Origin of the sequence: Oceanobacillus limi (genome assembly GCF_900111445.1) — a bacterium.
GTDB lineage: Bacteria > Bacillota > Bacilli > Bacillales > Amphibacillaceae > Ornithinibacillus > Ornithinibacillus limi.
In genome coordinates this window covers 114,953-136,821 of sequence record NZ_FOHE01000010.1, presented here as the reverse complement: position 1 = coordinate 136,821, position 21,869 = coordinate 114,953, and the positions used below count along the sequence as shown (strand labels likewise).

At 36.6% G+C, this 21,869-nt stretch carries 18 protein-coding genes and 2 riboswitches; of the genes, 10 read left to right on the top strand and 8 right to left on the bottom strand.

Annotated features, from left to right (window positions below; translation table 11 throughout):
- The first annotated feature begins 447 nt into the window (after positions 1–447).
- The 8 genes from BMX40_RS12110 to BMX40_RS12075 all read left to right on the top strand — a co-directional run bounded on the left by BMX40_RS12110 (position 448) and on the right by BMX40_RS12075 (position 8,741).
- Positions 448–819 (top strand): hypothetical protein, encoded by a 372-nt coding sequence (locus BMX40_RS12110; RefSeq protein ID WP_090870248.1) that lies wholly within the window; start codon positions 448–450, stop codon positions 817–819.
- Between the two features lie 80 nt (positions 820–899).
- Positions 900–1,607 carry a hypothetical protein gene (locus BMX40_RS12105; RefSeq protein WP_090870246.1) on the top strand — a complete coding sequence of 236 codons (708 nt, stop codon included), beginning with the start codon at positions 900–902 and terminating at the stop codon, positions 1,605–1,607.
- Between the two features lie 43 nt (positions 1,608–1,650).
- Positions 1,651–2,847 carry a methyl-accepting chemotaxis protein gene (locus BMX40_RS12100; RefSeq protein ID WP_090870244.1) on the top strand — a complete coding sequence of 399 codons (1,197 nt, stop codon included), beginning with the start codon at positions 1,651–1,653 and terminating at the stop codon, positions 2,845–2,847.
- A gap of 319 nt (positions 2,848–3,166) precedes the next feature.
- A riboswitch (cyclic di-GMP riboswitch) is annotated at positions 3,167–3,251 on the top strand.
- Positions 3,252–3,372: 121 nt separating this feature from the next.
- Positions 3,373–4,740 carry a sodium-dependent transporter gene (locus BMX40_RS12095; RefSeq protein WP_090870277.1) on the top strand — a complete coding sequence of 456 codons (1,368 nt, stop codon included), beginning with the start codon at positions 3,373–3,375 and terminating at the stop codon, positions 4,738–4,740.
- Positions 4,741–4,785: 45 nt separating this feature from the next.
- Positions 4,786–6,423: a pyridoxal phosphate-dependent decarboxylase family protein gene (locus tag BMX40_RS12090; RefSeq protein WP_090870275.1), complete on the top strand. Its 1,638-nt coding sequence runs from the start codon at positions 4,786–4,788 to the stop codon at positions 6,421–6,423.
- A 454-nt stretch (positions 6,424–6,877) separates the two neighbouring features.
- Positions 6,878–6,959: riboswitch (cyclic di-GMP riboswitch) on the top strand.
- Between the two features lie 59 nt (positions 6,960–7,018).
- Positions 7,019–7,336, top strand: a complete 318-nt coding sequence (locus tag BMX40_RS12085; RefSeq protein ID WP_090870242.1) for a hypothetical protein — start codon at positions 7,019–7,021, stop codon at positions 7,334–7,336.
- Between the two features lie 223 nt (positions 7,337–7,559).
- Entirely contained in the window at positions 7,560–7,823 is a 264-nt protein-coding gene (locus tag BMX40_RS12080; protein ID WP_090870239.1) for a phage holin family protein, read from the top strand.
- A gap of 45 nt (positions 7,824–7,868) precedes the next feature.
- Complete coding sequence (locus BMX40_RS12075) at positions 7,869–8,741, top strand: peptidoglycan-binding protein (RefSeq protein ID WP_090870237.1); 873 nt, start codon at positions 7,869–7,871, stop codon at positions 8,739–8,741.
- Positions 8,742–8,964: 223 nt separating this feature from the next.
- Here the strand turns inward: BMX40_RS12075 and BMX40_RS12070 are convergent, their stop codons facing one another.
- From BMX40_RS12070 to BMX40_RS12035, 8 genes are all read right to left on the bottom strand, one after another.
- Positions 8,965–9,174: a hypothetical protein gene (locus tag BMX40_RS12070; RefSeq protein ID WP_090870234.1), complete on the bottom strand. Its 210-nt coding sequence runs from the start codon at positions 9,172–9,174 to the stop codon at positions 8,965–8,967.
- A 791-nt stretch (positions 9,175–9,965) separates the two neighbouring features.
- Positions 9,966–10,889, bottom strand: coding sequence for an oligopeptide ABC transporter permease (opp4C, locus tag BMX40_RS12065; protein WP_090870231.1), 924 nt, complete (start codon positions 10,887–10,889; stop codon positions 9,966–9,968).
- A gap of 14 nt (positions 10,890–10,903) precedes the next feature.
- A complete protein-coding gene (locus tag BMX40_RS12060; RefSeq protein ID WP_090870229.1) occupies positions 10,904–11,872 on the bottom strand; it encodes an ABC transporter permease in 969 nt (322 codons plus the stop codon).
- Positions 11,873–12,048: 176 nt separating this feature from the next.
- A complete protein-coding gene (locus BMX40_RS12055) occupies positions 12,049–13,872 on the bottom strand; it encodes a peptide-binding protein (protein ID WP_244513510.1) in 1,824 nt (607 codons plus the stop codon).
- Between the two features lie 156 nt (positions 13,873–14,028).
- The gene (locus BMX40_RS12050) at positions 14,029–15,063 is read right to left on the bottom strand and encodes an ABC transporter ATP-binding protein (protein ID WP_280139677.1); all 1,035 of its coding nucleotides are present in this window, start codon (positions 15,061–15,063) and stop codon (positions 14,029–14,031) included.
- On the bottom strand, positions 15,056–16,048 hold the full coding sequence (locus tag BMX40_RS12045) for an ABC transporter ATP-binding protein (protein WP_090870224.1): 993 nt from the start codon (positions 16,046–16,048) through the stop codon (positions 15,056–15,058). The genes BMX40_RS12050 and BMX40_RS12045 overlap by 8 nt, the downstream gene beginning before the upstream one ends.
- Before the next feature lie 337 nt (positions 16,049–16,385).
- Complete coding sequence (locus BMX40_RS12040) at positions 16,386–16,883, bottom strand: hypothetical protein (RefSeq protein WP_090870222.1); 498 nt, start codon at positions 16,881–16,883, stop codon at positions 16,386–16,388.
- 133 nt (positions 16,884–17,016) lie between these two features.
- Positions 17,017–18,024, bottom strand: coding sequence for a DUF3231 family protein (locus BMX40_RS12035; RefSeq protein ID WP_090870220.1), 1,008 nt, complete (start codon positions 18,022–18,024; stop codon positions 17,017–17,019).
- A gap of 167 nt (positions 18,025–18,191) precedes the next feature.
- On the opposite strand from BMX40_RS12035, the gene BMX40_RS12030 reads away from it, so the two are divergent.
- Both BMX40_RS12030 and BMX40_RS12025 read left to right on the top strand, forming a co-directional pair.
- Positions 18,192–19,703, top strand: a complete 1,512-nt coding sequence (locus BMX40_RS12030) for an amidase (RefSeq protein WP_090870218.1) — start codon at positions 18,192–18,194, stop codon at positions 19,701–19,703.
- A gap of 444 nt (positions 19,704–20,147) precedes the next feature.
- Positions 20,148–21,680 carry an AbgT family transporter gene (locus BMX40_RS12025; protein ID WP_090870216.1) on the top strand — a complete coding sequence of 511 codons (1,533 nt, stop codon included), beginning with the start codon at positions 20,148–20,150 and terminating at the stop codon, positions 21,678–21,680.
- The last annotated feature ends 189 nt before the right edge of the window (positions 21,681–21,869 follow it).

Sequence of the window (21,869 nt, the reverse complement as noted above, 5' to 3'; positions counted from 1 at the left end):
GTTAAATATTACTTTCTTCTAAGGGAAGGCCTCTTTTAAAATGTGCTTATCAAAGCAAACATTCATGATAGAGTGCTTTCTCTTTTTTTGCTAAAAATAAATTGTTTTGCTATCTAGTAAGTATTTTACACATACTGCTTGTACCTTTGTTACATTACTAATTTTATATTTACTCTCATATTCAGTATATTTTAGAAATTATTATATAATAATCAGGACTTTTTACTTGCGATGATGCGTGAATATTGTTTTTTTGTAGTTCTTATTTACTATTATATTACAATGGTGGTATCATAGTTCTATGTGAGGATTTATGAAATAGTTGTCGGTAATACAGTACGTCATTTTTATGGAGGATTTGATGGAATGCCCAATTAAATACAGAAGTATTATTTAAACAACTAGATTTTCAGCATTTGAAAAAAATACGTAAAAGGGGGAAATAGTATGATCGTAGTAGATAAAAAGAAATATAAAATGGCGATTCATGAAACAAATAAGGAAGTACATATTCAAGTCCATGGATTAATCAGGGAAGCAGATGCAGATAGTTATTTAGTAGATTTACAGGAAACGATCGATAAAGTATCGCGGAAGGATTATAAGTTTGTTGTGGATGCAACCCATCAAACTCCAGTTCCTTCGAAAGTTGTACCACAATTAGAGCAAACGATGCAGTTTTACACAGGCCTTGGATTTAAGGAAGTTATTGTTGTAAATCCATCATCTAAGATAGCCCAAGTGCAGATACGTAATGTGTTGGAGCGAATTGAATTCTCAGGTAGAATTGCTAAAAATGTTTCCGACATAAACGCCTAATAGATATTAGTAGTTAAAAGTAAAGATAGATTTATTAAAGAAGTAAAAAATGTAAATCAAATGTTGAAAGGACATAAAGAATGCAAACAACACAGGAATATACATATGAAATAGTAACATTAAAAGAACCAGAGAAAATCGATAAAGCAGCGGAATGTCTTGCCCGTTCATTTATTGGGGTGGATGTAGAAGGTAAATGGATACAAGAACCGATGGTCGGCACATTAAATATCGAGTACAAAGATTTCTATCATTTTGTCAAAGACTATTTGAACGCTACAGTAGATCAAGGGTATTGTGCGGTGGCTCTAGACGATGAAAATGAAGTAGTTGGGGTATTCGCCGGGGACACAAATAAACTTGAGATAATCGGCGAAGATGTATTTGAGGGATCTTTTTATGATATGAATGTTATTCTAAACGTATTAGAGGATGTTGATAAACGATTTATAGAAGATTATCAACAGAGAAATGGGAAAGAAATTGAAGATGGGGATTTATTACATATATTCATGATAGGTGTAGTTGCAAAGCATAACCGTCGTGAAGTAATCCAACATTTAGGAAATATGCTTATCGAAAAGGCAGCTTCTGAAGGGCTAGAAGCAGTATTAGCGGAAGCAACCAACAATAAATCTGTACAAGTGCTTGAAAAATACCACAATATACACAAGTATAAAGATTTCGAGGGGAACTTTATTGTTCACCACTATCAGGATAATAATAGGTTAAATCGTATCCCTTCAGATACTGCTGATGGAACGTATATTGTTTTAAGAGAACTTTAAGTAATAAATTTAAAAATAATAAGTAGAAATAGGTGTTTTATATATGGAAGGTATTTTGTTAGGTATCATTATTTTCTTATTGGCTACATCAGGGTATTTTGGATACAATTACTTTAAGTTAAAGAGAAATCCTCATTTATCTAAAGAAATAACAAATAAGATGGAAGAACTGTCTAAGGGGACTCTCATAAGTAAAGTTGAGGAAAGAAGTTCAATGCATTCAACATTTAATCAGCTGATTGAATTTTTAAATCGTGTGAAAAAAGACGTCCTTTACTTTACAACCAATGTTCAAAAAAAGGGAGAGTATCTAACAGAAAGTGGTGAATATGCATCTGAGAAAGCCGATATTGTAAGAGCGGCAATGGATGAAGTGGGAAGAGGGCTAGAGAAGCAATTAGTGGCTACAAAAGAGAGTTCAGCGTCAATGGAAGAAATGACAAGCGCGATTGAAGATTTATCAGCCAAATCAACACAAATTTCAGATCAATCAAACACCACGTTAGAGTTAACAAGAGAAGGTAACGAGAAGATAAAAGACTCCGTGGAGAAAATGGATAATTTTAATCAAACAATAAACACGACCTATAGCGCTATTAGCAAATTAGGAGAAAAGTCAAACGAAATTGGTACGATAGTTAAGGTGATTACAGATATTTCGGAGCAAATAAATTTATTGGCCTTAAATGCTGCCATAGAAGCGGCACGAGCTGGTGAGCACGGGAAAGGGTTTGCTGTTGTTGCTGACGAGGTTCGTAAATTGGCTGAACAATCAAGACAGTCTTCTTCTGAGGTATCCGATATTGTAAGAAGCATTCGCGAAGAAACAGATGTAGTTGTAAAATCAATGAAACAGGGTACCGAAGAGTTTGAGGATACAAATAAGACCATTGAAGAAGTAGGGGACATGTTTGAACAGATTTTAGCTGCTACAAGGGTCATTGCGGAAAGTAATACAAACTCTTCAGCATCAACCGAAGAAATTTCTTCTAGTTCGATACAAATAATGTCTACCTTAAAAGAAATAACGTTTATCTCTGATGAATCTGTTGAAATGTTTGAGGAGTTAGTAGAGATAAGTGACGATCAATTAAACACGATGCAAATACTTGTTCAGGAAGCTAAAAGTCTAATAGAACTGAAAAGTGAAGTAGATCAATTAATGACAACCAATCAAGTAGGGAATATTGAAGACAATCAAAGTGATCATGCTGAAGATAAGGTAAGCATGGCTGTATAGCATGCTCCATCCTTTATTCATATGAAGAAGTTACATCTATATAAAGGCTAATTATTCTTCAAGGGGAATGATTAGCTTTTGATTATTAAAAGGATTGGTATTTTTATAGAAAATAAGAATAAGTATATCAAATGTTATATAAAATTCTTTCTTTTATACAATAATTGGAATAGAAGACAAAGCCTTTTATTGAGTGAATTATTGTAGTAAAATCATACTTGTGATTGTAAGTAAGCTAAGGCGTTTGTATTATGAACTTGATTACACAAGAGTTTTACTTAGCTAGCATAAGTTTAAAAACATATTTTTAAGATCATTCCTTAGATAATAGCAAACTCATTGAAAAATGAGGACGCAAAGCTGCGGGCCTAATGAATAATTTCTATGGTAGCCGGGTTGCCGAAAAGGTTGGAGATAGTACTTTATGAAGTATTTTTACTTTATGTCCACCGAGATGTGTGGGCTTTTTTTATTTCCAATTTGTTTTGCTTAAATAAGGAATGGTATAAAAGGAAAGGAATCAGAATGGCACAACAAGAACAGTGGAAATCTAAAATAGGCTTTATTCTAGCAACTGCAGGGTCTGCAATTGGCTTGGGGGCTATTTGGAAATTTCCGTACGTTGCAGGAACAGGTGGAGGAGGAGCATTTTTCTTTTTATTCATCACATTTACATTAGTGTTAGGAATGCCACTACTCATGGGAGAATTTCTTATTGGGAGAAAAGGACAAACCAATCCAATCGATACATATCGAAAGCTAGCATCCAATCCAAAATGGGGTTTCATTGGGAAAATGGGAGTTTTCACTAGTTTTATACTCTTGTCTTTTTATAGTGTAGTAGGCGGTTGGATTATCTTATATATTGTAAAAATAGTAACTGGCGGTTTAAGCGTACAGAATGATGAGCAATACATGCACTTATTTGAAGATATTATATCGAATCCTTTTTCTACCGTAATTGCTCAATTCACCTTTATGCTGATAGCGATACTTGTCGTTTCTCAAGGTATCCAAAAGGGGATTGAAGTTGCAAGTAAAATCATGATGCCAGCCTTGCTTATATTATTTATTGGGTTAGTCATTCGCTCGTTGAGTTTAGACGGTGCGATGGAAGGGGTTAAGTTTTTATTAGTACCTGATTTTTCGAAGCTAACCTCTGAAAGTATATTATTTGCGCTAGGACAATCCTTTTTCACACTTTCCTTAGGTGTATCGGTTATGGTGACCTATGCTTCGTATTTACCGAAAACCCAAAACATACCAAAATCAGCTATTTCTATCATCCTATTAAATACGATTATCGCATTGATGGCAGGCTTGGCGATTTTCCCAGGGGTCTTTGCTTTTGAGCTCGAACCAAATGCTGGACCGGTGCTCATCTTTGCCGTTTTACCTGCAGTGTTTAATCATATGCCATTTGGAATGGTGTTGTTTTTAGCCTTTTTAATCTTATTTTTATTCGCTGCATTAACATCAGCTTTTTCCATGGTAGAAATAATTGTCGCCTCGGTAACTAAAAGTGATGCTACGAAGCGTAAAAAGTATACTTGGTTAACGGGAATTCTTATTTTCATCGTTGGGATACCGTCGTGTTTATCCTATGGTGTATTGTCAGACGTAAAGTTCTTTAATAAAACAGTTTTCGACTTAATGGATTTTACAGTAAGTAATATTTTGATGCCTTTAGGGGCGTTATTGATTGCGGTCTTTGTATCACGTTTTGTGTCAAAGGACGTCTTGTATAGCGAATTAAAACAAGGATCAAACATAGGCAATATATTTTTTTCTATATGGTTTGTCCTGTTAAAATATGTTACACCAATCGCAATTATTATTGTGTTTTTAGATGTAGTAGGGCTATTTAAATGGATCGTGAATGTATTTAATTAGAATAACAACCCTTGTGAAAATATGGAGGTTAAGTGTATGACAGCAATGAATGACATACAAAAGTTGTTTCCTAGTATCGATGGTAATGAAAATCAACGAGAAGAATTAATAAAAAGTATGAAACAGATACTTACGGAAATAGATGGATTAAAAGATCCTTCTAAATTAACATTAGGTGAGATGCCGGAGTATACCGAGGATTATTATAACCGGATTGTCGAACAAGCGATAGTTCCAGAAATGGGATTATCAATGGACAATACTGTACAAAAACTCTTAGATCTCGTAAAAGGTCATCGTTATGTAAATCAGAATTATGTAGCAAATGCAGCACCACTGCCTAATACGGCTAGTTTATTAGGAAACTTGATTATGGTATTGGTCAACGGGAATAATCTATGGGACGTAGAAGGACCGGCAGCTGCGACAGCTGAAGTTGAAGTAACAAGCATGCTTTCAAAAATAATAGGATATGATGCCAACGCTAGTGCAGGTTTTACAACGTGGGGCGGACAAGGAGCTGTCTTCCAATCCTTGCGTCTTGCTATTGCCCGTTACGATATCGAGTCTAATCGTAAAGGTATTCCTCAAAATCTGTATTGCTTTTGTTCCGAGTTATCTCATTACAGTTTATATAAATCTGTTGAAGCAACAGGAATTGGCGTTGATAACATGATCAGAGTGAAGGTTAAAGACGATCACTCGATGGATTTAGAGGATTTAAAAGAAAAAATGAATCAAGTAATAGAAGATGGTGGGATCCCCCTTTATGTTCTCGCAACCATGGGTACGACGGATACATTTGGTATAGATGACATAGCAGAGGTTAAAAGGATTACGGAAAAACTGGAGCAAGAGAATGGTTTAAAACCGATTTATATTCATGCTGATTCTGCAATGGGAGGAATGTATACCTTCTTTAATGACTATGACTTCGAAAACAATCCATTACATTTAGATGAAGATACATGTGATGTATTAATGGGTTATGTACAGAAGTTTAGAAACATACGTATCGCCGATAGTATGGTTTTTGATTTTCATAAACTAGGACAAACTCCTTATATCACTAGTTTGTTTTTGATCAAGGACAAAGAGTACCTTCAATATGTTGATTTAGATGTTTCCGAAACACCTTATGTCGGAAATCGTGGCTATGGAAGCTATCATACGAGTTATACGCTTGAATGCTCGCGAATGGGGAGTGCCATGGCTATCTATGCTTCTTTACTGGCGTTTGGTGTGGAAGGCTATCAACGCCTATTAGCAAATTATATTCGTGTGAATATTGCGTTTCGGAATACGTTGACTTCGGAAGTGCCCAATGTAGCACTGACGAATGAGATTTCACCAATCACCACGTTCCGCTTTTATCCAGAGGAACGAAAGTGGAGTGATGAGCGAAATGGTAATTTGACTCTGGAAGAAATGACGGAAATAAATCAGTTTAATGATGCGTTTGCTGAAGTTCTAGGAATGGAACGAGATACAATTTTCTTTGGAAATACGAAAAAGCAGCGCTTAATCAAGCCGATCGATGTAGATCAGCGTATTCCAGTGTATGCTCATAAATTCTTCTCTATTTCTCCATATACGACATTGGAAGAAGTAGACCGTTATGTAGAATTTTTAAAGGAACATATGGCACTTTTTTTAAAAACGCATGAGCGAATTCTTGTATGATAGATTAGATACAAATAGTAGGGGAATGATGATTAACTAGCAGGGGTGTCTAGTTAATCAACGAAAAAACTATTAAAATCATTGAAGAGATCCAAACTGAAACATGTGATGCAGCTTCTGCAATGGAAATCGGAACGAGTGTAGTAAGCAACAACTTTGGGTTGGCTATTGAAATTAAAGCAAGTGCAATAGAGATAGTTTAATCCGATAACAGCTATCTGATGCTGCTGAAGAGCTAAACCAATTGGTTCATGAATTACAGTCTATAGTAAGTAAATTTTATGCATATTTTAATAAATTTAACAGTCATAAAGTAGTAATAAATTGGGTGCTTTCTATAGATGAACAATGTATAGAAAGCACCCTTTTATTATAGGGGGAACTCTCATAATTTTCCATTAATTTTTTTTGTGCAACTTTTTACCTATGGAAATAGTTTTATGCTATAATGTGACGAGTAAAATGGCAAACTTGTTGAAAAGCAAGGACGCAAAGCTATAGGGGCTAATGTTATACAATGCCAGCCAGCTGCCTATTTAAAAAAGCTCCTTTCAATCAGTTTTTATTTAGGCAAGATAATGAAGGAGGTTTTAAAGTGAACTATGATGAACCACAACTAAAAGCAGCATTTGAACGATTTGATAAGCTGTTAAGGGAGTTAAAGGATGAAGATCTGAGAAATGTCATCCCGTTTAAAAACTTTATTCGCAATTTCTTAAGGGTTAAAACAAACTATTTGGATTTACCTACCCCTGAAATTATGGCAGTCCTTAAACATGAGAAACCGAATATCTATCTTTATTTAAGAAAGAATTTTTCTCAAGAGCCCATTTTTGATTTCTTAACCCATCTTGATGTTGATTATGAAGCAGCTCGTAAGAAACTAGATGAACTAAAAGAATCAATTAAATAATTAAATATAATTATATTTTTGCTGCTTTGGATTTCCACAAATTAATAGTATTTTTAAAAAGTCTTTCATAATCCCTAAACAGATTAGAAAGGCTTTTTTATTGTTCTATAATCCATTCAATTGTTTACACAAAATTAAATCTTATATTTTTCATTCTATTAATGAGTCAGCCTTTACCAATATATATACGTATTCATAGAGTATATAGTGGGAGGTGAACAAGATGGAATTATTCCAGCTTATGCAACCTTATATATTTGACGAAGCATTTATTCTAATACCTGTATTACTAATTTTTGGCTTCTTTTTAAAGAGGACACCATATATTACGAATTGGGTGATTCCATGGATATTACTAATTTTAGGTGTGATCTTATCTTTCTTAATTTTAGGCTTTACGATCACAGCTTTTATCCAAGGTGTGTTAGTTGTTGGGGCTTCTGTATTATTAAATCAATTATATAAACAAACGCTCCGTAAGAAATAAGGATTTTGATCTTCAAAAAACTATTCTAACAAAGGGTGTTTATGTATGTTTATAAAACCTAGTGAGGGAAGAGTAACAAGTTCGTTTGGTGTAAGAACCGCTCCGAATACCGGTAACCGTTCCTTTCATTCGGGAACTGATATTGCAAAAAGCGGGAATGTACCAATCCTTGCATCAGCTTCCGGAATTGTTTCTAGAGTTGGGCAATTAGGTACCTATGGTAATGTTGTAATGATTTTGCATAATATTAATGGTAGAACCTTTGAAACCAATTATGCTCATTTGCATTCTTATAATGTTCGAGTTGGACAGAAGGTAGATCAAGGGGATCAGATAGGACGCATGGGTTCAACAGGTAACAGCACTGGTCAACATTTACACTTTGAAATTCATGATGGACGCTATGCATCAGGGCAACCAAACGCAGTTGATCCAGAACTATATGTTAATTTTGGATCAAAATATCCTAGAAGAGGTGATAAAGGTCCCCATGTATTACAACTTCAAAAGGATTTAAATCAACTAGGATTTAATCTTGAGGAGGATCGGTTATTTGGCCCAGCCACAGAAAGAGCTGTAAAAGATTTTCAGAAACAGAATGGGTTAGCAGTTGATGGAATAGCAGGACCAAATACACAAGCCAAAATAGCAGAGAATCTTAAAACAACTGCTTCGTTACCGAATAAGGTATTACGATATGGGGATAAGGGAGAAGCCGTTAAGAAAATGCAGGAAGCTTTAGTATCTGTTTATTTTTATCCAGAAAAGAATAAGTCACATAAAGGAGTAGATGGATCGTTTGGTCCGGCAACTTTAGATGCCGTAAAAAGATTTCAGTCTGTTTATACCCCATATGATGTGGATGGTATTTTTGGTCCTAAAACGAGAGCTGCATTGCTAGAAGTGATGAATAAATAACATTTAAAGGAAATGTATCTTAAGTCAATAATAACTGAGTAATAATAATTTTCATTCTAACTGGAGATGTATTTATCCCACATATAAATAGCAGGCAGAAATAAACGCAACGGTTCTGTCGTATTGTCGGCACCAGCAAGCCGAAAGCCTCCCCACTTCAAACTTGTAAGTAAAACCAGGGGGAAGTGGGGGGAGAATTTTCACTAATTAATAATTCACTCGATTAATCTCTTTGGTTATGCTCATCTAAAGAAGGCTTCGCTCCAGAGCTACCATTTTCTTTTTTGAAACCTTTATCAAGCTGTCCAGCATTTTCGATGTCACCTGACATCTTATATCCAGCTATTTCTTGGTTACTTGTTGTGCCGTAAAGCCCCATTCCACCGAGTTCTACTTTTATATTTTTTGGTGTTTTATCTTGTTTATCACTCATTATCGTATGCACCTCCAAGAATAGGTTAACCCTATATGCAATAACTATGCAGTTCTTTGTGCCATAACATAATAAAGTAACGACGCATTATATATATGTGACATAACTTTATGTTGGAGTTTGCTACTATTCACTTATTAGCGGTATAAAACTTCAACGACAGAATACTTGCTTTCCGTGGGCACGGCCTCAGCCAGGGAACTAATTGAATATGCTTCTTTGTTACCTTGCGCCGAGGAATTGACTTCGAAGAGGTACTAATAGACGTTGGTGTATCTTGCGGGGACTTCGGATTCGTGCTGTTTCCGCAGAACAAGGGTTTTCGGTGGGACGAGTAATCGCAGTCCCAAGGAATGCTTCGGCAGCTTAACATCGCACGTAGAAAATTGGTTTGTATTTTCAAGGAGTCTTCGCATTTTGCCTCCGCTGTTGTTAGATCACTGGCAAAATATAGTATTATGCCATGACTAGTATAGGAAATCTGTAAATACTAGGCAATAGAAAGAGGAACCGAAACCATGCTCCAAACGAGTTATTTCGACCATTTTGCGGAATGAGGAACCCCCTCGTAATTGAGTAGGATCGTCGTTCGGCTATTTGGACCCAATGATGGTTAGATGAATCCTTTTTTCTCTCATTGGTGGAATAAGTATTCCACCATCAACTTCATATTTGAATACATTTTTTACGACGCATCATCCATCAAGAACGGTACAAACAATGTAAAAGTGTATTGCATTAAAATAACCTCTCAATATTATCGGATTGAGAGGTTATTTTATGAGAAAAAATTATCTTTGTTTACTTTTTGGATCAAAGGCATCACGAAGCCCATCCCCGATAAAGTTAATTGCTAATACGGTAACAAAAATGGCAATCCCAGGAGGAATCCAAGCCTCTGGGTGATCACGTAAAATTCGAACATTCATTGCTTCAGACAACATGTTCCCCCATGTAGGAGTCGGTTGCGGGATACCAAAGCCGATAAAGCTTAGTGCGGATTCAATGATGATATAAGATGCCATCATTAAGGTTGCATTAACAATAATCGGTCCAATCGCATTAGGTATAAAGTGTCTTAAAATGATGCGAAAATCTCTTGCACCAATCGCGCGTGCACCAAGAATAAATTCTTGTTCTCGTAACGATAAATACGTTCCCCGAATAATACGGGTTAAATTTGGCCAAGAAGTGACCGCAATGATCGTTACAAAAATTGGGATGGTGATATTGTCGAGTATTGCAATGATTGTAAGCGTTAATACTAAGAACGGTAGCATAAGCATGATGTCTGCTGCTCGCATAATAATACTATCCACTTTCCCACCGTAGTAACCTGCAAGGGATCCTAACAATATACCAATGGTTAATGTGAAGAACATTGCACTAAATCCAACTAATAGGGAGATACGTCCACCGTACAATAAACGCGCAAAATTATCTTGTCCGGTACCGTTCGTACCTAAGATATGTTCTTCACTCGGACTTTTTTCAATTTGGAATAAGTCTGTCTCGACAGGATCTTGATTCGTAAACAGTGGAGCAAGGAGACACACTAAGACAATAACGACCAAGAAAATTACACTAATTACAGCCATTTTATTCTTTAAAAATCTACCCATTGCTAATTTTAATGGGCTTTTACTTTTAGCCTGGTTATTTTTAGGGCTAAGTTCAGGTTGTGTAGATAATGTTTCTTGTGGATTTGGTTGCATAGGATGAATTCACCTCAATCATATCGGATTCTTGGATCAATAATGCTGTAAAAGATATCAGCCAATAAGTTTCCTATTAGAATTAGAATTCCAAGTATTAGGGTAATCGCCATAACTACAGGAAAGTCACGGTTTGTTACTGAACTGATAAACAGCGTTCCAAGTCCTGGGTATTGGAAAACCTGCTCGGTAATAACTGCCCCACTTAATAGTACTCCTATTTCAAATCCCATTAAGGTGATGATAGGGATCAGCGCATTTCGAAGTGTATGCTTATAGAGTACGTTTTGATCAGACATACCTTTCGCTTTTGCTGTACGAATATAATCACTCCCTAAAACATCAAGTACTTCGGAGCGCATATAACGCATATAGGTTGCCGTACCTGCCAATCCAAGTGTGATACCTGGTAATACCATATGATGGATACGGTCTACGAAAGCGGCAAAGCCTTCAACTCCTGGCCCAGATAAAGTACCTTGTGCAGGGAACCACCCTAAATTAATCGCTAAAAAGTAAATGGCAATTAAACCAAAAAAGAAATTTGGTATTGCTAAACCAAGAAAACCAAAACCTGTAGCTGCGTAGTCAAGTAGGGAGTACGGTTTTCTTGCGGAATATATCCCTATTGGTATCGCAACGATTATTGTAATAAACAGTGAAAATAATCCTAAATAAAGTGTGTTAGCAACACGCGACTCAATTAATTCTGCAACTGACCGACCATTGAACACTAAGGATTTTCCAAAATCACCTTGTGCTGCAGAGCTTAGCCAATTCCAATATTGAACGGGAATTGGATCATTCAATCCTAATGCCTCTCGTTGTTGTTCATATACTTCTGGATTTACTTTTGGATCAGCAAGCTGTTGACCTGTTAACGCATCACCTGGTGCCGCTTTAGCAAGCCCAAATACAATGATCGTTAGGGCGAAAAGCATCGGAATAAAAACAAGTATGCGACGAATGATATATTTGTACATCGAATTTCCCCCCCTGGTTTTTCGAATACGAATTGATTAGTAGTTGGCTGATAGGAAATTATTAGCATCCTTAGTCGCCGACTGAGAGCTTATGCTCTCGTGCTATCAAGGGTATGTAACTTAAAAGGAAAAGAGCATGAGGTGAATCCACACGCTCTTTATCCATTTAATCATTATTACTCAGATACCCACCACAGGTGAGGGTCATTATTAAACCCGTAAGGCATTGGTGCAACACCATTTAAACGTTCATTAATTCCGTAGATTTTGTTCTGAGCATATAGTAAAAGGGCAGGAAGATCTTCTGAGAATACACCTTGCCATTCACTATAAACTTCTTCACGGTAAGACTGATCAAATGCATCAGGTGGTGTAAGTGCGTCAGCGATTAACTGATCAGATTCTTCATTTTTCCAACGGCCAAAGTTGTATGCATCTTGTGTTCTCCATAATCCAGATGGATCAGGGTCACCACTACCTAAGCTCCAGCCTATTAGATACAGATCCCAATCTTCGGTATTGTTTGTTAAGTCTTCCACATAAGCAGTCATTTCTTTTGGTTGTCTTAGATCAACTTGAATGTCTGCTTGCTCAATCATTTGTTGAAGAATTGGTGCTGATCTTTCACGTAGCTGGTTTCCAGTAGGATAGTTTAAGTTAACAATCCATTCTTCACCATCTGGAGTATCTCTGAATCCATCTCCATCAGCGTCAACATAGCCTGCTTCATCAAGTAATTCATTTGCCTTGTCAAGATCTGCTGAATAATCTGTTGCAGCACTGTCATCATAAGCCCAGAATTGTTGAGCAATTGGTGCATTGATTACAGATCCATGACCTAGTAATAATTCATCAACAATTGCTTGGCGGTCAATTGTATATGCGATAGCCTGACGGACAAGCTGGTCACTCATGTCTTCGTTTGCAACCCAATTATCAGGATTAATTTCTCCACTTTCAGCATCTTCTGTTGTACGATGGTTGTGGATGAAGCCCATTAATTGATATCCAAAGTCAGGTTGCTCAATGATTTCGATATGATCTTGTGCAGCGACTGTTTCATAATCTGCTGCAGGAACCCCGTTTGGATCTGCGATAAAGTCAATTTCTCCACTTTCTAATAGACCTAGAATTACAGATTGATCGACAATGCGCCATGTAACGGAGTCAAGGTATGGTTCACCTTTCCAGTAATCTGCGTGTTTTTCTAATACGTATTGCTCACGCTCAAGCATTTCTGTGAAGGCGAAAGGACCAGTACCAATTACTTCCCCTGCATTAAGTGTTGCAGGATGTTCAGGCATTTCTGCAACAGGAACATCTGCGAAAACGTGCTCAGGAATAATAGAGAATGCAACATCTTTTAAGATAGTTACGTTAGGCTGAGCAAATTTAAATGTAACGGTATAGTCATCTTCTGCAACGACACCTTCAAATTCATCTGTTTCACCATTTACAAATTCTTCATATCCAACTAATTTATCTACGTATTCTGTACGAACCCCACCTGCTTCAATATAGCCAGGACTTGCAATTGATTTGTACGTAAATACGACATCATCAGCTGTGAATTCTTCACCATCATGCCATGTAACGCCTTCTTCTAGGAATAGAGTGATTTCAGTATTGTCGTCGTTGATTTCCCAGTCATGAGCTAAGTTTGGTTCGAATTCTAGATTTTCATTTTGACTTAGAAGACCTTCATGTGTGAAGTCTAAGATATTAGCTTCATAGGCTTCCTCATAAAAGATTGGGTTGAATACACCAGCAGGAGCTGTATCCATCGCACCAACTAAATCCCCACCCATTTGTGGTTCATCATTTGCAGGTTCTTCTTCCTCTTCAGTTTCATTATTTTCTGTTTCATTATTTTCGGTGGATTCTTCTGGATCATTAGAAGGATCATCACTAGTCGTATCACTATTACATGCAGCAAGTGTGATACCTAGCAAAAGGATGAAAATAAGAAACGCTAGTTTTACATTGAAACGTTTAAACAAGGTAATTCCCCCTTTAGATTTTAGTTTCTAATAATAACAATACATAAACGACGACTACCTACTCACCACCTCCTTAAAGGAGTAATTATTCTATTAGAAAGCTTGACTGATAGCCAAGAACTAATAGTAAATTAGATAACGTATGAATATATAGATCTAGGAAGTATATAAATGACAAGCAACGAAATGACCATCCTCTTTCTCAACTAATTCTGGCCTTTCGGTAATACAACGATCATGCGCGAGTGGACATCTAGTTCTGAACGTACAGCCTGAAGGAGGGTTCGCCGGACTAGGCAAATCTCCTGTTAATTTCACTCGTTCACGTTGTTTCTCCCCACCCTCTTCTGTGTCAATGACTGGGATAGAAGAGAGGAGTCCTTTTGTATACGGATGAAGCGGATTATTGTATAATTCCTTCTTTGGTGCAATTTCAGCTATTCTACCTAAATACATAACCGCTACTCGATCACTGATATGTTTAACAACACTTAAATCATGTGCAATAAATAAGTAAGTTAGCCCTAAATCATCTTGAAGATCTTTCATCAAGTTCAATACCTGTGCCTGAATGGATACATCTAATGCAGAAACAGGTTCATCACATATAACAAATTTCGGTTCTAATACTAGAGCTCTAGCAATACTAATTCGCTGTCTTTGTCCACCAGAGAACTCATGTGGATATTTTTGTAAATCAGATCGCCGTAAACCTACTTTTTCAATCATTTCTGCTGCTTTTTGTTGTCTTTCTGATCTTGATAAAGAGGTTTGAACCAATAATGGCTCTTCAATTAATTCGCCAACGCTCATTTTCGAATTTAACGAGGCAAAAGGATCCTGAAATACAATTTGCATATCTTTTCGGTATTCATTCATTTCTTTTTTCTTTAGTTGGGAAATATCTACATCATTAAAGTTGATTGTTCCATCTGTTGGATCTAATAATCGGAGCATTACTCGCCCTAAGGTTGATTTTCCAGACCCAGATTCACCAACAATTCCAAGCGTTTCACCTTTATGTATTTGAAAGGATACATCATCAACAGCCTTCAAATGTCCGACTGTACGTTTTAGGATTCCACCTTTAATAGGAAAGTATTTCTTGACGTTTTGAACATCTACAAGTACGTCTTTTGTTATCTCTTCCTTTTTTACTTCTTCTACGATACTTTTTTCTACGTTAGTCAAGTGTATCCCCTCCGTTATCATAAAGATGGCAGCGTACAAAGTGATCTTTCTCTAATTCCTGTAATTCTGGATTTGATTGTGTACATTTATCCATTACAAATGGACAACGAGTTGAAAAACGGCACCCAGATGGAAAATCATGTGCGGGAGGTACTGCGCCTTTAATTGCACCTAATCGATCTACTTCTTCATCTAGGTTAGGTAAACTATCAAGTAACCCTTTTGTATATGGGTGCTTTGTATCACGTAGTAATTTCTTTGTTGGCGCTTGCTCGACGATTTGTCCTCCATACATAACCATTACGCGATCCGCATATTCAGAAACTACTCCCAAATCATGGGTAATTAATAATAATGCCATTTGGAATTTTTCTTTCATTTCTGCCATTAAGTCCAAAATCTGTGCTTGAATGGTAACATCGAGAGCAGTTGTCGGCTCATCAGCAATTAGTAAGGTTGGATCACAGGAAATGGCCATTGCAATCATAATCCGTTGTCTCATCCCACCTGAAAGCTGGTGCGGGTATTCATCAATAACTTCTTCTGCACGTGGTATTCCAACTGTTTTAAGTAATTCAACCGCTTTTATTCGTGCTTCACTTTTGGATAAGTTTTTATGCTTACGTAGCATTTCCGTAATTTGATTTCCAATTGTATAAACTGGATTTAGCGCTGTCATCGGTTCTTGGAAGATCATTGCAATATCATTTCCACGAATTTTGGTCATTTTTTTAGCTGATAATTTAAGCAACTCTGTATCATTCATTAGAATTGTCCCGTTAATGATTCGTCCGGGTTTATTAATAAGCTGCATAATGGATAGAGCGGTAATACTTTTTCCACTACCAGATTCACCTACTAAGGCAACGGTTTCACCTGGATAAATAGAAAAAGAAATATCATCTACTGCCTTTGCTACTTGATCTTGGTCTAAGTAAAAGTATGTCTTGAGGCTATCCACATTCAATACGGGTTGGTTTGACATAGTAACACTCCATTCCGAATATTATGAAAATTATATATAAAATAGTAGTTCTTAATAAATAGGTCGAAGTAATGATTCGCATTGTTGTTGTGTGAAATAAATAGGATAGATTAAGTGAAAAACTAGGTGTGAAAATAATACGTGTTAGTATAGACATGGTGATTTATATCGTATACTAGGTGTAGTGGACTAGTTGAATTGAGTAGTCTGAATAATAGTAGTTATTTTATATACACATTAAATAAACTAGTGTGATTTGTCAAGATAATTTTCAAAAAATTTGAAATCAATAGTTACAAAAAATGCTCTCATGCTATAGGATGATGAGAGCAAAATTTCATAGGTTATTCGTTTCATTTGTGGCGTATGATTTAAGTAGGATCCATCTAATAATTGATCCTATTAATAAACCGATGGGTAAAAAGGCGATGGGTAACCACATAGGTCCGAGTAAATATCCAAATATTGTAAATGACGGCGAAAAAATTAAGCCTATTGTGACAAAATAGGCAGAGAAAACGAGAGGTAAGAAGGCAAAGGGTTCTTTACCACCACCAGCGTCTCGGTATGCATCCCACATCGCATAGAAATATAGACAAGGATAAAACATGAGCCAGAGATAGTTGGTTTCATTAATTGCTTCTTGAATATATCCATTAAAACTTAGCACAATGATGGTGTTGAAATTCCCCATTACATTGATCATAATTTCCAAACCAATAAAAAGGATTCCTTTAATATAATTTCTATGGAGTAATTGTGCAAAACCAGGTAAGGCGATACTCCACAGTAGTGCAGCTAACTTTTGGTCCTTACTAGATATTTTTGATTCCATGCTTTCATACCTATTCTACATCGTATTTGAAGGAATTTATTATGGGGCGAGAGTAAATTAACTCAAATAGAAAATATGCTGATTGATATAAAGGTCTGCTATACTTTATAAACATCTGTATCTATTCCTTTCATTAATTATTATTGGCTAATTCCTCACGATTAATCATTCTTGGAGGCTGTTCCATCCATTCATTTTTGATCATTATATTCGCCCCATCTTCTGAAAATAGTGCTATTTCTCCAATTAGCCTTGCGTACTGTGTTGCTATATCCCTTCGAACATTTGTCGAAATACTATTCCCATAAAAACCAATCCCCTGAACAATCATACCAGCTGTATGGTACATGATTAGTTTGTCGGAAAAAGGTGATACCTCAGAAGAAGCTGTAACCATAGAATCGGATCCCATAGGAACGGGAACATCACTACTCTCAAGTAGTTCACTAAAAATATTGATATGTTTCCTTGCAATTTCAATTCCTCGTAATGTAAATGACTTTACTTCTTTCGATTCGGCTACTTGACTAAACCCCATTAATGTTGCTGCACCAAGCGCATTGCGTTTTATATTTGCATATAAGTTAGTGATTTCTGGTGCTGCGAGTGGCCTACGATTCCCGAACCAGCCAGCTAAAAAGCTTTGTTTTTTAGTGAAGTCCACTTTGTCAGGCGTAGGAATAACTGGCGGCCGTACATAAATACCTTTTTCTAAAGCTATGTTCATTGCTGTACGATGCAATTCATTAAAATTTGCTAATAAATCGGAGTAATATGAATAAACATCCTCCCTCGTACTGTTAGATAATGCCGTAGATGCATAGTTCATACCTAATGCACATTCGTTTAGTACATATTCTAGCATGAAGTTATCTGTATACAATTTAGGGGCGGACACATTGATATCTTCTTCTAATGAAAAACCATTTGGTAGAGGATGATTGTCTTTTTGAATCAGACTGGTTAATTTAGGTAAGGCCTCTTCTGCCATAGATAGCATTTTATTAATTATTGGTTCTATTTCTTCATCTTCTACTTTGTTTGAGAAGTATGTTGTAACTCCTTTTGTTAGACTGGCATTCATATAGGAAGTCCATAGGTGAGAGATTTCAGCAGCAGTAAGTGGTATATTTTTACTCATTATTTTCCTCCTTTACGTAATAGATCATTGTTACTATAATGTCGTAGTTTTACAATTGTTATACTTCAAACTAGCAAACGTTGTCTTTTGTATTTTCTTAGAACGTTTAGTTAACTGGATAAAAGTGCTATAATAGAAATATTTTAGAATGGCTTGGAGTGATTATAATGGATGCACAATATTTTTTATCATTAGATGCAACGAAAATGGCAGAATTGGTAAAAATAGGAGAAGTAACTTCTGATGAGTTAGTTGAACATAGTTTAAAACAGCTTGAGAAAGTTAATCCATCTTTAAATGCAGTGGTACATAATAGGAAAGGGAAAGTGCTATCAGAAAAGGTTATCGATAAAGGTGCTCCGTTTGCTGGTGTGCCAATCCTACTAAAGAATATTTCACAAGCACTGCAAGGCGAGCCTTTGACTTCAGGGTCGAAGTTATTAGCGAAAAACATTTCGAAAAGTGACACTCACTTAGTACAAAGAATACGTCAGTCCGGTTTTCGGTTTATTGGTCACACGAATACGCCAGAATTTGGTTTGAAAAATATATCAGAGCCTGTTCACTATGGGCCGACACGCAACCCGTGGAATATGGAGCATTCGCCAGGTGGGTCTAGCGGGGGATCTGCGGCTGCTATTGCTTCCGGAGTAGTACCTCTTGCAGGGGCAAGCGATGGGGGTGGGTCCATTCGAATTCCAGCTTCTTTCAGTGGATTATTTGGATTGAAGCCAACAAGAGGACGTACTCCAGTTGGGCCCGGAGTAGGAAGACAGTGGCAAGGAGCTTCAATTGATTTTATGTTAAGCAGAACGGTTCGGGATAGTGCTGCAATGCTAGATAATTTGCAAGTTATTCAGCCAGAAGCAGCCTTTCAAACTCCGCTGTACAAGAATGGTTATAAACGAACATTAGGTCAAACATTTGAAAGACCATTACGTGTTGCTTTTTCAACCAAGTCTCCAGTTGGTACACCGGTTTCAGAAGATGCAGTACAAGCAGTCAAAAAAACGATTAGCTGGTTAGAAGAACAAGGACATCATGTTGAGGAAAAGGATAATGGGGTTGATGGAGTCCAGTTAATGCGGGATTATTACCTAATGAATAGTGGGGAAATCTCTTCTGTTATTCAAAAAATGGAACAAGGATTTGGAAGAAAGATTACTGCTGAAGATGTTGAAATTGAAACATGGCTTTTACATGTCGCAGGTAAATCGGTAACAGCAGCTGAATTTTCAGCGAGTCTCGCTTCATGGGATGTTGCTGCTGCCAATATGGCCAAGCTACATGAAACATATGATTTTTATATCACACCTGCAACAGCATTTACAGCACCAAGGGTCGGTGAATTGACCCATTCCCAATCGGAACAGGAGAAGCTACGTGAAAGTGTTCAGTTGCTTGATAAGCAAGGGCAACAAGAATTAATTTATGATATGTTTTTACCTAGTTTAACTTACACACCGTTTACGCAGCTTGCTAATCTAACAGGACAGCCAGCAATGTCATTGCCCGTGTTTCTATCAGATGAAGGACTTCCATTAGGTGTCCAAGTAATGGCGTCTAAAGGAGAAGAACACCGACTATTACAACTAGCTTATCAGATAGAACAATCTGATTTATGGGTGGGCATGAAAGGTAATCCATTCTTCGAGAGTGTTGTTGAGATAAGTAAATAAAGTGAAAGTTTATTCAGCTGGTGGGGGCATTCCCAACTTCCTGGTTGAAGAAGGATTTTTACCGCATAGGACGTGCTAGTGCCGATAATGCGACAAGAAGTCGCATTGTCGGCCTATCAGTTATATACCGAATGGAATAAATAGTAGATAAAAGCCATGTACAAGCCTGAATTGTATGTTGGTTTTTTTATTAGGGATGACTAAAAAGTCTAATAGCAATGCATAAAAAAGCAAATTGGATTATAATTATACTTTTATTCACTCTCATGGGAATTTTACACATTTAAGTAATCTTGTGAAATTATTTACTATTTTTACTTATTCATTTGCTATTTTAATTATAGAATGACCCGTATATAATAAACACTGCACTATATATTGAGTGTTATTTTCAGAATATTATCATTGATTATTCTATTCTACAAAGAGGAAGGGGCATATTTAATGGATAATCAAAAGAAGAAGGGGTTCTTTCAACGCTTTCTTGATGTGGTAGAGTACGTAGGGAACAAGTTACCACACCCTGTTACATTGTTCGCAATATTAGCGTTACTTGTATTAATTGGATCAGCAATCGTATCAGCGATTGGAATTAGTGTTGAACACCCTGGTAAAGAGGGAGAAATCGTAGAAGTTAAGAACCTTCTAAATGCAGAAGGGATTCAATATATCTTCTCTAGCATGACCGATAACTTTATTGGCTTTGCTCCGCTTGGAGTTGTGTTATTGACGATGTTAGGAATTGGAGTTGCCGAAAGATCAGGACTTATTAGTGCGTTGCTAAGAGGATTTGTTTTAAGTGTACCGAAGCGATTCATTACATTAGGTCTTGTATTTGCGGGTATTATGTCAAGTGTGGCATCTGATGCAGGTTATGTTGTATTACCACCACTTGGAGCGTTATTATTCGCTGCCGTTGGACGCCATCCATTAGCTGGTTTGGCTGCAGCATTTGCTGGTGTATCCGGTGGATTTAGTGCCAATCTATTTCTATCAGGAACAGATGCATTATTAGGAGAATTAACGATTGCTGGTGCAGCAATTTTTGATCCTACCTATGCAGATAATATGAATATTGCAATGAACTATTATTTTATTATTGTTTCTGTGTTCGTACTAACGATCGTTGGTACATGGGTAACTGAGAAAATAGTAGAGCCGCGTTTAGGAGAGTATAAAGGAGATTATCGTGAAAAGCTAGAAACGCTTGCTTCATCAGAAAAGAAAGGCCTTGTATGGTCAGGTGTTGCATTATTAATTGGGGCTATTCTTGTTTCCTTACTTGTATTACCAGAAAACGCACCAATGCGTGGAACTGGGGAAAGACCAATCATTGAGTCTCCATTCATGAGCTCTTTGGTACCAATTATTGCAATTCTCTTCTTTATTCCTGGAATAGTATACGGAATGGTAACAAAAGCAATTCGTAATGATAAAGATGTTGCGGATCAAATGACAGATACAATGGCATCGATGGGAATGTTCATTGTACTAGCCTTCACAGCAGGTCAATTTGTTGCTTACTTTAATGAATCTAATCTAGGGTTAGTTCTTGGAGTGTATGGTGCGGAGTTCTTACAAAGTGTAAACCTTGAAGGTATTCCACTGGTAATCTTATTTATTCTATTAGCAGCATTTATCAATATCTTTATTGGTAGTGCGTCAGCTAAATGGGCGATGATGGCGCCGATCTTTGTACCGATTATGATGCAAATGGGATATTCTCCAGAATTAACACAAATGGCGTACCGTGTAGCCGATTCTGCTACAAACATTATTTCGCCATTAATGACATACTTTGCAATTATTATTGCATTTGCTCAGAAATACGATAAGAAAATGGGAATTGGTACATTGATATCAACGATGTTCCCTTATTCAATTTTCTTCCTAATTATTTGGTCTATTATGTTAATAGTTTGGATGCTATTCGGTATCGATTTAGGACCAGCTGGGCCGATTTTATATAATAATTAATTGTTTAATAATGCACTGCTCTTATGGAGTAGTGCATTTTTTATAAAATCGTACAGGGGTTTATAAAAACAGGTGTTGGGGGGATAAATGGAAAAATCGACATTTAATAACGAAGAATCAACGTTCAAAAGGATAAATCAACATTAAATAGGGAGGAATCAACGTTCAAAAGAATAAATCAACACTTAA